The following is a 14,242-nucleotide window of genomic DNA, read 5'->3' as shown; positions in this document are numbered from 1 at the left end:
TCGCACGCCGTCGACACGCCAGAAGGACGCCTCGCGACCCGACTACGTTACTCGGGATCGGCTGTGGATCTCGTGCGATTCCGCCCAGAGCGTCACTCCGCGGCGAGGGCGCCATCGCCGGTCGCTCGCGCCAGCTCGCGCGCGCGGCGCGACCATCGATCGATGCAGGGGCGGTGCTCCTCGAGCGCGACCCGTCGCAGGTCGTCGAGCATGCGCACCACCCGACGGGGGATCTGGAGCGACTCCGCGCCGTAGTGCAGGGGCTCGGCGAGCGCGAGGTCGACGAGCTGCTCGACGCGCTGCGGGCGGTGCACCAGGCGGAGCGCGCCGTCGCGGTCGATGAGCGCCGGCAGCTCCGCCCGAGCGACCATCGGTCGCAGGATCCGATGCAGCTCGTCGAGCACCTGGACGGCGGTGGTCGGGTCGTTGATGCCGGGAGAGAGCGCACGCTCCGCGATGTCGACGAGCTTGCGGATCCCGAGCGCGGGATCCTGATCGGGCAGTCGGTCCTGCTCGACGGCGACGAGTCGACGGTAGGGCGCGAGCCGGTCGTCGCTCAGCGCCGGCGCACCGCGTCGTCGCCACACGCGCAGCGCCGGGATGCCTTCTGGCACGAACTCCCCCACCTGCACCAGGATCTCGACGACCACGTCATCCTGTTCCGCTCGCGCGACCAGGGCGCGATGATCGACCTCGACGACCGCGCCGTGCTCGCGAGCCGCCACGGTCTGCGGCGCGAGGTCCCCGGGCTCCCATCGGGCGGTGCCGAGGCGGGCTCCGGGCGCGACGGGCTCGGGGAAGTACCGTTCGACGACGCCGACGGTCGAGTCACCGAGGTGCGTCACGATCGATGACACCTGGATCGAGTGCGTGATGTGGTGGATGAAGGCCAGGAACATCCCGACGCTCGCCAGCACGAGCAGGAAGCTGAGCGTGACCGAGACCTGCGGCACGAACGCTCCGCCGTCTCCCGACTCTCCCCGGACCGATCGCAGCACCGTCAGCGCGTAGGCGAAGCTCGCGGCGAAGATGCCGAGCGTCACCTGCGTGACGCGGCTGCCGAGGAAGTCGCCCATCACGCGCGGGCTGTACTGGCTGCTCGCGAGCTGCACGACGACCATCGTGATCGAGAACACGAGGCCGGTCACGGAGATCATCGCCCCGGCGATGGTGCCCAGCATGTCGCGCGCTCCGCTGGGACCGCCGGGGAAGACGTACGGCAGCTCGTCGCTCGCGAGGCGATCGAGCTCCGGCATGAGGTAGCCCACCACGACCGCCACGACCACGATCACCATCGGCAGCACCCAGAAGGGACGCCACACGCGGTGCCAGCGCGTGATGGAGCGCGTGCGCGGGAGTGTCCCGACCTCGTGAGGTCCGCCGTCCGGATCGTGCGGCATCGTCACCTTCCTGGCATCATCCCGTACCGGTGCAGTCGGACCACCGTAGTGCGACACAGCGGTCGGTTCGGGACTGCACCCCGCAGTCGCGCGAAGGGTCCTCAGCGGATGCGGCCGCGGGAGCGGACACGGCTCTCCATCGTGTCGCGCAGCGGTGCGCCGAGGAAGAGCCCGAGCGACGAGCCTGCCGCGAGCGCGATGCCGATGGCGCCGGCGCCGATGAGGGTCGCGACGCCGACGACGAGCCGCTCGGGCGCGCCGTCCGACTCGACGAGCTCGAGCAGGCCGCGGAAGACGGCCGAGCCGGGCACCATGGGCACGATGGCCGCGGTCGTGACGGCGATCGACGGCACGTGCAGGCGGTGGGCGATGAGGATGCCGATGAAGCTCGCGACGAGGGCGCCGAGCGCGCTCGCGACCGAGACGTCGAGCCCCGCGGCGGACCCGACCGAGTAGCCCGCCCAGGCGATGCAGCCGAGCCCGGCGCTCACGACGATCGTGCGCAGCCCGGCGCCGTTCCAGATGGCGACCGACACGGCGATGACGAGCACGCCGACGAACTGCAGCGGCACGGAACCGAGCGAGGTGGCGTCGCTCGAGACGACGAATCCCATGCCGAGCGCCTGCGCGACCGACAGGCCGCCCACGATGCCGATGACTACGCCGAGCGTCAGCAGCGCGAGGTCCAGGATGCGGCCGCCGGCCGTGAGCGCGAAGCCGTCGATCGCGTCCTGCGCGGCGCCGACCACCGACATGCCCGCGAGCATGAGCACGATGCCGGCGGCGACGATGATCGAGGGACGAGCGTCGTCGAGGAGCGGCACGCCCAATTGCGCCAGCCGGCTCGTCGCGGCGGCGACCGCCGTGACGACGAACGCACCGACGATCTGCGAGAAGAAGAACGGCACGCGCAAGCGGGTCATGAGGCGCTGCGACATCGCGGCGCTGCACGCGGCGATGAACGCGAGCACGGTGATGATCGGCGAGGCGCCGAACAGCAGCGCGACGCCGACGCTCAGGAAGCCCTGTGCCAGGACGATGAACGCCGGCCGGTACATGAAGGGCATCCGGCGGATGGCGTGGAACCTCGAGCGGGCCTGCTCGAGGTCGAGCCCGCCCTCGATCTCGGCGACGAGGGCCTGCAGCCGCTGCAGCTTCGAGTGGTCGGGCACGGGGGCGCGCACGACGCGCAGCAGCGTGATCGGCAGATCGGTGTCGTGCCGGTGGTACGAGACGCCGATGGAGTTGTAGGTGACGTCGACGTGGACGGGGCGGATCCCGAGCGCGCCCGCGACGCGGATCGTGGCGAGCGCGACGTCGTTGGCCGATGCCCCGACCGCGGTGAGCGCCTCGGCGATGCGCATCGCCAGGTCGATCACCTTGCGCGCGTAGACCTCGTCGATCGTGAGGATCGCCTCGGTCATGGGGCGGGAGGCGGGGTCGGTGCGGATCGCGCGCACCAGGTGCTGCCGCCAATCCTTCCGCCCGTCCATCTCCACCATCCTCGCACGACGCACGAAAGCCCCACCGGAGTGGGGCTTGACGTGGAGCCTGGGAGAATCGAACTCCCGACATCCTGCTTGCAAAGCAGGCGCTCTACCAACTGAGCTAAGGCCCCGTGGCACCTGCGTGCCGTGGGAGTGTGCTTGGTGGGGCTACATGGACTCGAACCATGGACCTCTTCGTTATCAGCGAAGCGCTCTAACCGCCTGAGCTATAGCCCCAAGCACAAGCATCGACTCTACCAGAAGGATCGCGATGCTCGGCACCGCGTCACTGGTTGGCGAACCCCACCTGGAGCCCGCCCGTGATGCGCACGGAGAGGTTGTAGAGCACCGCGATGACGGCACCCAGCACCGTGATGACCACGAAGTTCAGCACCGCGACGAGCAGGGTGAACATCATCACCTGCGGCAGCGAGATGATCGACGTGATCGCGAAGTCGGGCTGCGCGAGGATGTCGCGCAGCACCTCGTCGATCTTGCCGAACAGCCCGACGACCTGCAGCAGCGTCCACATGACGAACGTCACGACGAGCTGCACGATGCCGAGCACGAGCCCGAGCACCGCCGACACCTTCATCGCCGACCAGAAGTCGATGTGCACGAGGCGCAGTCGCACCTGCTTGCTGGAGCCGCCGCGCCGAGGCGTCTTGCTCTGCAGCTTCTCGGCGATGCTCATTCGTCGGTCTCCTCGGTGGCGTCAGGGGCGGTGGCGTCGGCGTCGGCCTCATCGGCCTCGGGCGCAGCCGCGTCCGTGGCGTCCACGATAGCGGCATCGGTCTCGACGCCCGCGGCATCCGCCGCTGACGCATCCGTCGCGCCGCCCTCGACGACCTCGTCCTCGACCTCGCGCTCGACGTTGCGAGCGATCGAGATGACGAGGTCGGTCGTCGACTTCTCGGCGAACTGCACGCCCATCGTGGTGCGACCGGTCGCCCGCACCTCGTCGACGTGCGAGCGGATGACCTTGCCCGACTCGCGGATGAGCAGCAGCTCCTCGCCGTCGCCGACGATCGTCGCGCCGACGAGCGCGCCGCGGTCGTGGTCGCCCGACGAGAACGTGAGCACGCCCTGCGTGCCGCGGCCCTTCGACGGGTAGTCGCCCACGGGCGTCTTCTTGCCGAAGCCCTGCTCGGTCACGACGAACACGTAGCCCTCGTCGCCGATCACCATCGCGGCGAGCGCCTCGTCGCCCTGCTTGAGCCGCACGCCGCGCACGCCGCCGGTGTTGCGACCCATGGGCCGCAGCGCCTCGTCGGTCGCCGCGAAGCGCGCGGCTCGACCCGACTTCGTCACCACGAGGATCTCGTCGGAGGCGTCGGCGAGCATCGCGGAGATGAGCCGGTCGCCCTCGGTGAGGTTGACGGCGATGATGCCGCCCGTGCGGTTCGTGTCATAGAGCTCGAGCCGCGTCTTCTTCACCTGACCGTGCTGCGTCGCGAGCACGAGGTACTCGGCCTGCTGGTAGTCGCGCAGCGTGAGCACGGTCTGCACCTGCTCGTCCGGCTGGAAGGCGAGCAGGTTCGCGACGTGCTGGCCCTTCGCGTCGCGCCCGGCCTCCACGACCTCGTACGCCTTCATCCGGTAGACCCGGCCGAGGTTCGTGAAGAACAGCATCCAGTCGTGCGTGGAGTTCACGCTGAAGTGCTCGACCACGTCGTCGCTGCGCAGCTGCGCGCCGCGCACCCCCTTGCCGCCGCGGTGCTGCGCGCGGTACTGGTCGATGCGGGTGCGCTTGATGTAGCCGCCGTTCGTGAGGCTCACGACGACCTGCTCCTCGGGGATCAGGTCCTCCATCGAGACGTCGCCGCCGTAGCCGTGCATGATCTCGGTGCGACGGTCGTCGCCGTGCTTGTCGACGATCTCGGTGAGCTCCTCGACGATGATCGCCCGCTGCCGCGTGGGGCTCGCGATGATCTCCTTGTAGTCGGCGATGCGCACGGTGAGCTCCTCGGCCTCGTCGTGCACCTTCTGCCGCTCGAGCGCCGCGAGCCGGCGCAGCTGCATCTCGAGGATCGCGCTCGCCTGCTCGGCGTCGATCTCGAGCAGCTCCATGAGGCCGTCGCGGGCCTGCTCGGTGGTGGACGATCGGCGGATGAGCGCGATCACCTCGTCGAGCGCGTCGAGCGCCTTGAGGTAGGCCTCGAGGATGTGCATGCGCGCCTCGGCCTTGGCGAGGCGGAACTGCGTGCGGCGCACGATGACCTCGACCTGGTGGTCGGCCCAGTGCGTGATGAAGCCATCGATCGAGAGCGTGCGCGGCACGCCGTCGACGATCGCGAGCATGTTCGCGCCGAAGTTCTCCTGCAGCTGCGTGTGCTTGTACAGGTTGTTGAGCACGACCTTCGCGACCGCGTCGCGCTTGAGCGTGATGACGAGGCGCTGGCCCGTGCGACCGGACGTCTGGTCCTCGAGGTTCGCGATGCCGTGGAGCTTGCCGTCCTTGACGAGATCGGCGATGCGCACCGCGAGGCGGTCGGGGTTCACCTGGTACGGGAGCGCGGTGACGACGAGCGCCGTGCGCCCCTGCACCTCCTCGACCGTCACGACGCCGCGCATCGTGATCGAGCCGCGGCCGGTGCGGTACGCCTCCTGGATGCCCTTCGTACCGAGGATCTGCGCGCCGGTCGGGAAGTCGGGGCCCTGGATGCGCTGCAGCAGCGCCGCCTGCAGCTCCTCCTTCGAGGCCTCCGGGTGCTCGAGGTGCCAGATGGCGCCCGCCGCGACCTCGCGCAGGTTGTGGGGCGGGATGTTCGTGGCCATGCCGACGGCGATGCCGACGGAGCCGTTGACGAGCAGGTTGGGGAACCGCGAGGGCAGCACGGACGGCTCCTGCGTGCGGCCGTCGTAGTTGTCCTGGAAGTCGACCGTGTCCTCGTCGATGTCGCGCACCATCTCCATGGCGAGCTGCGACATCTTCGTCTCGGTGTATCGCGGGGCGGCGGCCTCGTCGTCGCCGGGCGAGCCGAAGTTGCCCTGGCCGAGCGCGAGCGGGTAGCGCAGGCTCCACGGCTGCACGAGGCGCACGAGCGCGTCGTAGATCGCCGTGTCGCCGTGCGGGTGGAACTGGCCCATGACGTCGCCCACGACGCGCGAGCACTTCGAGAAGGCCTTGTCGGGACGGTAGCCGCCGTCGTACATCGCGTAGATGACACGTCGGTGCACCGGCTTCATGCCGTCGCGCACCTCGGGCAGCGCGCGCCCGACGATGACGCTCATCGCGTAGTCGAGGTACGACCGCTGCATCTCGAGCTGCAGGTCGACCTGCTCGATCGCGCCGTGGTCGGGCAGGTCGCGGTCGACGGGCTCGGCGGGGGTGGTGTCAGTCAATGTTCCAGCTTCGTTCTACGAGTGCGAGTGTCGTGGGCGCGTCGGGCGCGTCAGATGTCCAGGAAGCGCACGTCGCGCGCGTTCTTCTGGATGAAGGTGCGGCGCGCGTCGACGTCCTCGCCCATGAGGGTCGAGAAGATCGAGTCGGCGACGGCCGCATCGTCCATCGTGACCTGCTTGAGCGTGCGCGTCTTCGGGTCCATGGTCGTCTCCCACAGCTCCGAGTAGTTCATCTCGCCGAGGCCCTTGTACCGCTGCACCGGGGTGTCCTTCGGCAGTCGCTTGCCGGCGGCCTGGCCCGCGGCGAGCGTCGCGTCGCGCTCGCGGTCGGTGTAGGCGTACTCGTGGTCGGCGTTCGTCCACTTGATCTTGAACAGCGGCGGCGCGGCGAGGTAGACGTAGCCCTTGTCGATGAGCGGCCGCATGTAGCGGAACAGGAGCGTCAGCAGCAGCGTCGTGATGTGCTGGCCGTCGACGTCGGCATCGGCCATGAGCACGATCTTGTGGTACCTGGCCTTCTCGGGGTCGAAGTCCTCGCCGAGGCCCGCGCCGAACGCGGTGATCATCGACTGGATCTCCGCGTTGCCGAGCGCGCGGTCGAGCCGCGCCTTCTCGACGTTGAGCACCTTGCCGCGCAGCGGCAGGATCGCCTGGCGGTACGGGTCGCGCCCCTGCACTGCCGAGCCGCCGGCCGAGTTGCCCTCGACGAGGAAGATCTCGGAGATCGCCGGGTCCTTCGACTGGCAGTCCTTGAGCTTGCCGGGCATGCCGCTCGACTCGAGCAGGCCCTTGCGGCGGGTCTGCTCGCGAGCCTTGCGAGCGGCGAGGCGCGCCATGCCGGCCTGGATCGCCTTGCGGACGATCTCCTTCGCCGAGCCGGGGTTCGACTCGAACCAGTGGCCGAGCTGCTCGCCCGTGACGCGCTGCACGAACGACTTCGCCTCGGTGTTGCCGAGCTTCGTCTTCGTCTGGCCCTCGAACTGCGGCTCGCCGAGCTTGACCGAGACGATCGCGGTGAGGCCCTCGCGGACATCCTCGCCCGTGAGGTTCTCGTCCTTCTCCTTGAGCTGGTTCGTCTGGCGCGCGTAGCGGTTCACGAGCGTCGTGAGCGCCGCCCGGAAGCCCTCCTCGTGCGTGCCGCCCTCGTGCGTGTTGATCGTGTTCGCGTAGGTGTACACGGCCTCCTGGTAGGAGCCGGTCCACTGCATCGCGATCTCGACCGAGATCCGGCGCTCCTTGTCCTCCGACTCGAAGTCGATGATCTCCGGATGCACCGGCTCGGCCTTCTTCGACTCGTTGAGGTAGGCGACGTAGTCGACGAGGCCCTGCTCGTAGAGGAACTCGTCCGAGCGCTGCACGGCGGCGGCGCTGTCGTCGCCGTCGGGCTGGATGAGCGCCTCGGGGCGCAGGTCCTCGAGCGCGATGCGGAGGCCCTTGTTGAGGAATGCCATCTGCTGGAAGCGCTTCGCGAGCGTCTCGTAGTCGAACTCGACCGTCTCGAAGATGTCGGTGCTCGGCCAGAAGGTGATGATCGTGCCGGTGGTGTCGGCCTCCTCGCCCGTCACGAGGGGGCCCTCGGGCTCGCCGACGGAGAACGACTGGCGGTGCACGTGGCCCTGACGGCGGATCTCCACCTCCATCCTGGAGGAGAGCGCGTTGACGACCGATGAGCCGACGCCGTGCAGGCCGCCGGAGACCGCGTAGCCGCCGCCGCCGAACTTGCCGCCGGCGTGGAGCACGGTCAGCACGACCTCGAGCGTCGACTTCGAGGGGTCGCTCGAGTGCGGGTCGACGGGGATGCCCCGACCGTTGTCGGCCACGCGGACGCCGCCGTCGGGGAGGATCGTCACCTCGATGTTGTCGCAGTGACCGGCGAGCGCCTCGTCGACGGCGTTGTCGACGATCTCCTGCACGAGGTGGTGGAGGCCGCGCGGACCGGTCGATCCGATGTACATGCCGGGCCGCTTGCGCACCGCCTCGAGTCCCTCGAGGATCTGGATCTGGTCGGCGCCGTAGTCGCCCTGCTCGCGCTGCTCGCGCGACTGGTCCTCGGGCCGTGCACCCTGCTCGTTCGCCATCGTTCTCGCGTCCGCCTCCCGCGCGGCCACCGGGGCCAGCGCAACCCTCCTATTCTACCCCGGAACGGCCTCGAGCACCGCGACGAACGCGCCTCTGGGGCACGATCTCGACTTCGGAGGACAGAACACACCGCCGGAGTCGCGTTTCGACGCGCTGGATGCCTCCACCGGCCTCTGCGGGCACGCTGCCGCAGGTGGACGATCCCCCGTCGAGCACGGCTCGAGCGTCAGTGCTCCGCCGCTCCGCGGAGCGTCGGGGCGACGACGCGGATGATCGCTGAGTCGTCGAGCGCGCCGAGTCCCTGCGCCTCACCGAGCAGGAAGAGCTGCTCAGCCGCGGCCGCGACGGGTGCCGCGAGGTGGTGCGCGCGGGCGGCGGCCCCCACGATCCCGAGGTCCTTGACGAAGATGTCGAGGCGGCTGAGCACCTCGGCACCGTGCTCGTCGTACGCCTGGAGGGCCCGGGGGCCGCGGTTGCCGAGCATGAAGGAGTCGGCGGCGCCGGCGGTGAGCGCCTCGAGGGTGCGCTCGCGCTCGAGGCCGAGCGCGTCGGCGAGCGCGAGCGCCTCGGCCGCCGCGGCGATGTGCACGCCGCACAGCAGCTGGTTGACCGTCTTGAGTGCCTGCCCGTCTCCGGCTCGGTCGCCGACGACCGTGAGCGTCGAGGCGAGCTGCTCGAGCACGGGCCGCGCGGTCTCGAGCGCGGCGGGCTCGGCGCCCACCACGATGAGGAGGTCGCCGGCGCCCGCGCGGACCGGCCCGCCCGACAGCGGTGCGTCGACGAGCGCCGCGCCCACCTCGCCCAGCCGCGCAGCGATGTCGGCGATGCCGTCCGTGCCGACGGTACTCGTCAGGATCACGACCGCCCCGTCGCCGAGGTGCCCCGCGAGGCCCTGGTCACCGAAGAGCAGCTCGCGGAGCTGCTCGCCCGTGCGGACCGCGACGAGCACGGCCTGCGCGCCCGAGACGGCAGCCGCGGCGGAGGCCGCGGGCTCGACGCCCTGGCCCTCGGCGAGCGCGAGCCGCTCCGTCGCGATGTCGAAGCCCCTCACCTCGAAGCGCTCGGCGAGCCGCGCTGCCATGGGCAGTCCCATGGCGCCGAGTCCGATGACGGCGACAGTCCTGGTCATTGCGATTCCCATCTGTGGTCGGGGGTCAGTCCGCGAGGGTGCGGACGACGAGTGCGAGCGAGTCGGTGTCGCCGACGTTGCCGGCGAAGACGACGAAGGGGATGCCGAGCGCGGGGCCGACCTGCGGCTGCCACAGCGAGACGATGCCGGGCAGCATCGGGCCGACGACCGTGGCACGACGGATCTGCAGCGCCTCGGATGCGACGTCGCTCGACGTGATGCCGCCCTTCGCGATCACGAAGCGCGGCGGTGCGAGCTCGAGCACGCGAGCGACGAGCTCGACGAGTCCCGACGAGACGCGGCGGGCGATCTCGAGGCTCTCGTCCCCATCGCGGCCCGTGACGAGCGCTCGACTCGTGTGGACGATCACGGTGCCCGATCCGATCGCACGGGCCACGGCATCCGCCCGCTCGACGAGGTGCGCCTCGCGCCGGTCGTCGATGAGCGAGCGCACGTCGAGCTCGATCGTGACGGTGTCGGGGCGATCGGCCTGCAGCGCCTCGAGCTGTGCGGTCGTGAGGGGCACGTGGCTGCCGACCACGACGAGCCCGCCGCGGTCGTGCGTCGTCTCGATGCGGTCGCGGGTCACCGGCTCGGCGACCTCCTGGCCGATGTGCGCGCGGAGGTACGGCGGACCGATGCGCAGCAGCGTCGTGATGCCCTCCCGGTCGAGGGCGTGGAGCGCGAGCGCGACCTGCCGCATGTCGTGCTCGTCGACCGCGTCGACGGCGACGACCGTGCCCGCGGGCAGCGAGCGCAGGAACGCCGTCACGGCCTCGGTGCCCGCGCGGATGATCGAGAGCGTCAGCGCGGCGACGTCGTCGCGGCGGGTGCGGCCGCCCGTCTTCTCCGCCACCCAGTCGCGGAGGTCGGACGAGCGGTAGCCGAACGTCGCGTCGGCGGCGAAGGCCGTCTCGCCCACGGGCGTCGCCTCGCCGTCGACGACCCAGTAGTGCACGGCGTCGACGGTGATCCGCCCCGCGTCGGGGAAGGCGGGCACGAGCATGACGAGGTGCGGCGCGACACCCGCGTGCTCCGCAGCGGCCGCGCTCAGCACGTCGGTCTCGAGCGGGAAGTGCCCGCGCAGCGTCGAGTCGCTGCGGCTCACGAACGACACCCGAAGGCCGGCTCGGGCGGCGGCCGCGACGGACACCGCGACCACCTCGCGGTTGCGGGCTGCGGCATCCTGCTCGCCGAGCGAGCGCGTGTTCGTGAGCACGTAGACCGCGGGCGCGCCCTGCGCGAGCGCCCAGTCGAGGTCGTCGTCCTCCCAGCGGGTGAGCACCGGGAGCCCGGCGACCGACTGCGTGCCGGTGGGGTCGTCGTCGAGCACGACGAGCACGAGATCGTCGCTGAGCGAGGCCGCGACCTCGGCGGCCTCGATCGTGATCGGCGCCGGCGCGCCGGCGAGCAGGTGGTCGAGCTGCACGGGAACTCCCTTGTCCACGGGATCGCTTGCGTCGTCAAGCGATCTGATATCAGACATGTTGCGCATCCGGGCGACCGGTTGTCAATCCCGGCGGCGTGGCGCTCAGTCGAGCACCAGCGCGACGAGGTCGTCGCGCGTCTGCGCCATGTGGTGCGCCATCGCATCGCGCGCGGCGATCGCGTCCCTCGCGCGGATCGCGTCGAGCAGCTTCGCATGCTCGTCGATCGCGTGCGCCCGGATCTCCGGGACGGCACTCGTCTCGCCGCGCGTCTCCTCGAGCATCGAGGTGAGCGGCAGCATCGCCGCGATGAGGATGCGGTTGTCGGCGGCTCGCAGGATCGTGTCGTGGAACTCGAGGTCGGCGGCGACGAAGGCCTCGACGTCGCCGGCGTCGTGATGGACGGCCATGCTCCGCAGCGCCGCGTCGAGCGCTTCGAGCTGCTCGGGCGAGCGGCGCTCGGCGGCGAGCTGCGCGGCGCCGGTCTCGATCATGACGCGCACCTCGAGCAGCTCGAGCGACGACCGCTGCCGCTGACCGGCGCTGCGCGCGTGCCGCACCACGGCATCCATGCCCGTCCACTCCGCGACCGGCGCGATCCGGTGCCGGCTGCCGGGCACCTGCACGATGACGCCCTGCGCCTGCAGCAGCCGCACGGCCTCGCGGAGCGTCAGGCGCGAGACGCCGAACTCCGTGGCGAGCTGGCCCTCGGGCGGCAGCTGCTCCCCCGCGGTCAGCGTGCCGGCGATGATGGCGTCGAGCAGCTGGTCGACGGCGTCGTGGGTGCGCGAAGGCCTCGGCATTGCTCCTCCTCGAGCTCGATGTCAGACAGCCTAGCCGCCGTCGCGACGATCCTCGGCGCTAGCCCCAGGTGTCACGCGGGCCTCGACCGGGCACCGAGCGGCGACCGCGCGAGAAGCTCGGCACGCTGGGCCCGACGAACTCCACCCGCTGCAGGCCGCAGTCGGGGAAGCGGGCGAGGATGCGCGTCGTCGTCTCGGCGCGCAGGATGCGCATCTGCTGCGTCCAGGCGGTCGAGGCGCATCGCACGGTGAGCACGCCGTCGTCGAACGAGACGGGCTCGGTGCGATCGGCGTTCTCCTCGCCGACGAGCTCGCTCCAGCTGCTGATGACATCGGCGCGCGCGAGCGTCGCGGTCCACCCGCGGGCGTCGGCGAAGCCGACGAGCACGTCGCCGAGCGCACGCGGATCGCGACCCTTGCCGAACGGCACCGAGGCACCGGGCTCGCGGTGCGAGCGGCGGCGGCCGTCGCGCGAGACGAGATCGGGATCGCCGAACTTCGCCTTCATCCGCAGCCACACGCGCTCCGGCTCGCTCGCGGCGAGCTCACGCATCCTCGACCACCGCCTGCCCCACCGGCGGATCGGCGACCACCGGCTCCGGGACGACCTCGCCCGCGACGATGCGGATGCGGTGGTCGCGCAGCGCATCCGGCACGTCGTCCTCGACCGCCGCCGTGATGAGCACCTGCTCGAAGCCGCCGGCGGCCTCGGCCAGCCGCTGACGCCGGCCCGCGTCGAGCTCGGCGAACACGTCGTCGAGGATCATCACGGGGTCGCCGCCCGAGCCGTCGCGCAGCAGCTCGGCCGAGGCGAGTCTGAGCGCGAGCGCGAACGACCACGACTCCCCGTGGCTGGCGTAGTGCCGGGCGAGCAGGTCGTTGAGGTGCAGCTCGAGGTCGTCGCGGTGCGGGCCGACGAGGCTCACCCCGCGGTCGAGCTCGTCGCGCCGCCGCTCGGCGAGCAGCGCGCGGAACGTGTCCTCGTCGTCGGGCACGTTGGTGACGAGCGCGATCCTCGCCGCGTGCTCGTCGCCCGCGACGAGCCGGTACGCGGCGTCGACATGCGGTGCGAGGTCGGCGACGAGCGCGCGCCGCGTGCGCATCACCTCGAGCCCGAGATCGATGAGTCGCCCGTCCCAGACCTCGAGCGTCGTGAGGTCGTCGGGGCGCAGTCGCGCCGCCCGAGCGCTCTTCAGCAGCGAGTTGCGCTGCTTCAACACGCGGTCGAGGTCGCTGTGCACGCCCGCGAGGCGCGGGGCGCGCATGACGGCGAGCTCGTCGAGGAAGCGGCGCCTGCCGCCGGGGTCGGCGCGCACGAGCTGCAGGTCCTCGGGGCTGAAGAGCACCGCCTGCAGGTACCGAGGCAGATCGCGGATGCGCACGTTCTGTCCGTTGGCCTGCGCTCGGTTCGCGCCGCGGGCGTTGAGCTCGACATCGAGCTGGAAGGCGCGCTCGTCGTTCGTGACCGAGCACCGCACGATCGCGCGCTGCTCGCCGGCACGGATGAGGGCGACGTCGGTCGGCACGCGGTGGCTCGAGCCCGTCGCGATCCACACGAGCGCCTCGACCATGTTGGTCTTGCCCTGCCCGTTGCGGCCGACGAGCAGGTTCGCGCCGGGCTCGAACGCGACATCCGCCGTGACGTAGTTGCGGAAGTCGGTCAGCGCGAGCCGACTGACGCGCACCTAGGCCTTCTTGACCGCGTGGCCGCCGAACTGGTTGCGCAGGGCCGCCACCGCCTTCATCGCGGGGCTGTCGTCCTGCCGCGACTCGAAGCGGGCGAACAGCGACGCCGAGATCGCCGGCATCGGCACGGCGTTCGCGATCGCCTCCTCGACGGTCCAGCGGCCCTCGCCCGAGTCGTCGACGTAGCCCTCGATCTCGGAGAGGTCGTCGTCCTCGTCGAGCGCCCGCACCATGAGGTCGAGCAGCCACGAGCGCACGACGGTGCCGCGCTGCCACGCCTTGAAGCTGCCGGCGACGTCGTGCACGAGCTCCTTGCGCTCGAGCAGCTCGAAGCCCTCGGCGTACGCCTGCATGAGTCCGTACTCGATGCCGTTGTGCACCATCTTCACGTAGTGCCCGGCACCGGTCGGACCGGCGTGCACGAAGCCCTCCTCGCGGGGACCCTCCGGCCGGAGCGCGTCGAACACCGGCAGCAGCTCCTCGACGTCGGCCTTCTCGCCGCCCACCATGAGGCCGTAACCGTTCTCGAGCCCCCACACGCCGCCCGAGACGCCGACGTCGACGAAGCGGATGCCCCGCTCGGCCAGCTGCGCGGCGTGCCGCTCATCCTCGGTGAAGCGCGAGTTGCCGCCGTCGATGACGAGGTCGCCCGCGGAGAGCTTCTCGCCCAGCTCGGTGACCACGGCATCGGTGATCTCGCCCGCCGGCACCATCGCCCACACGACGCGCGGCGTCGGGAGCGCCTCGATGAGCGCCTCGACGCTCTCGACGTCGGTCACCTCGGGGTTGCGGTCGAAGCCGGTCACCTCGATGCCGGCGGCGCGGAGGCGAGTCCGCATGTTCCCGCCCATCTTGCCGAGCCCGATCAGGCCGATGTGCGTCATGG

At 71.0% G+C, this 14,242-nt stretch carries 11 protein-coding genes and 2 tRNA genes; all 13 read right to left on the bottom strand.

Annotated features, from left to right (window positions below):
- Positions 1-92: 92 nt before the first annotated feature.
- The 13 genes from ABD106_RS09140 to gnd all read right to left on the bottom strand — a co-directional run bounded on the left by ABD106_RS09140 (position 93) and on the right by gnd (position 14,240).
- Complete coding sequence (locus tag ABD106_RS09140; RefSeq protein WP_343919597.1) at positions 93-1,400, bottom strand: DUF2254 domain-containing protein; 1,308 nt, start codon at positions 1,398-1,400, stop codon at positions 93-95.
- A 101-nt stretch (positions 1,401-1,501) separates the two neighbouring features.
- Entirely contained in the window at positions 1,502-2,893 is a 1,392-nt protein-coding gene (locus ABD106_RS09135; protein WP_343919595.1) for a threonine/serine exporter family protein, read from the bottom strand.
- A 52-nt stretch (positions 2,894-2,945) separates the two neighbouring features.
- Positions 2,946-3,018, bottom strand: a tRNA-Ala gene (locus ABD106_RS09130).
- Between the two features lie 29 nt (positions 3,019-3,047).
- Positions 3,048-3,124, bottom strand: a tRNA-Ile gene (locus tag ABD106_RS09125).
- A gap of 49 nt (positions 3,125-3,173) precedes the next feature.
- Positions 3,174-3,581 carry a DUF3566 domain-containing protein gene (locus tag ABD106_RS09120; RefSeq protein ID WP_343919593.1) on the bottom strand — a complete coding sequence of 136 codons (408 nt, stop codon included), beginning with the start codon at positions 3,579-3,581 and terminating at the stop codon, positions 3,174-3,176.
- Positions 3,578-6,232 carry a DNA gyrase subunit A gene (gene gyrA, locus ABD106_RS09115; RefSeq protein ID WP_343919591.1) on the bottom strand — a complete coding sequence of 885 codons (2,655 nt, stop codon included), beginning with the start codon at positions 6,230-6,232 and terminating at the stop codon, positions 3,578-3,580. Before gyrA ends, ABD106_RS09120 begins: the two co-directional genes overlap by 4 nt.
- A 50-nt stretch (positions 6,233-6,282) precedes the next feature.
- Positions 6,283-8,310, bottom strand: a complete 2,028-nt coding sequence (gene gyrB / locus ABD106_RS09110) for a DNA topoisomerase (ATP-hydrolyzing) subunit B (RefSeq protein ID WP_343919589.1) — start codon at positions 8,308-8,310, stop codon at positions 6,283-6,285.
- A 227-nt stretch (positions 8,311-8,537) separates the two neighbouring features.
- On the bottom strand, positions 8,538-9,440 hold the full coding sequence (locus tag ABD106_RS09105; protein ID WP_343919587.1) for an NAD(P)-dependent oxidoreductase: 903 nt from the start codon (positions 9,438-9,440) through the stop codon (positions 8,538-8,540).
- A gap of 25 nt (positions 9,441-9,465) precedes the next feature.
- Positions 9,466-10,869, bottom strand: coding sequence for a four-carbon acid sugar kinase family protein (locus ABD106_RS09100; protein WP_343919585.1), 1,404 nt, complete (start codon positions 10,867-10,869; stop codon positions 9,466-9,468).
- A 102-nt stretch (positions 10,870-10,971) separates the two neighbouring features.
- Complete coding sequence (locus tag ABD106_RS09095; protein WP_343919583.1) at positions 10,972-11,670, bottom strand: FadR/GntR family transcriptional regulator; 699 nt, start codon at positions 11,668-11,670, stop codon at positions 10,972-10,974.
- A 58-nt stretch (positions 11,671-11,728) separates the two neighbouring features.
- Positions 11,729-12,223, bottom strand: coding sequence for a DciA family protein (locus ABD106_RS09090; protein WP_343919581.1), 495 nt, complete (start codon positions 12,221-12,223; stop codon positions 11,729-11,731).
- Positions 12,216-13,355 (bottom strand): DNA replication/repair protein RecF, encoded by a 1,140-nt coding sequence (gene recF, locus ABD106_RS09085; RefSeq protein ID WP_343919579.1) that lies wholly within the window; start codon positions 13,353-13,355, stop codon positions 12,216-12,218. Before recF ends, ABD106_RS09090 begins: the two co-directional genes overlap by 8 nt.
- On the bottom strand, positions 13,356-14,240 hold the full coding sequence (gene gnd / locus ABD106_RS09080; RefSeq protein ID WP_343919577.1) for a phosphogluconate dehydrogenase (NAD(+)-dependent, decarboxylating): 885 nt from the start codon (positions 14,238-14,240) through the stop codon (positions 13,356-13,358).
- Between the last annotated feature and the right edge of the window lie 2 nt (positions 14,241-14,242).

Source organism: Agrococcus citreus, from assembly GCF_039527715.1.
GTDB lineage: Bacteria > Actinomycetota > Actinomycetes > Actinomycetales > Microbacteriaceae > Agrococcus > Agrococcus citreus.
This window is presented reverse-complemented; position numbering and strand designations above follow the sequence as displayed.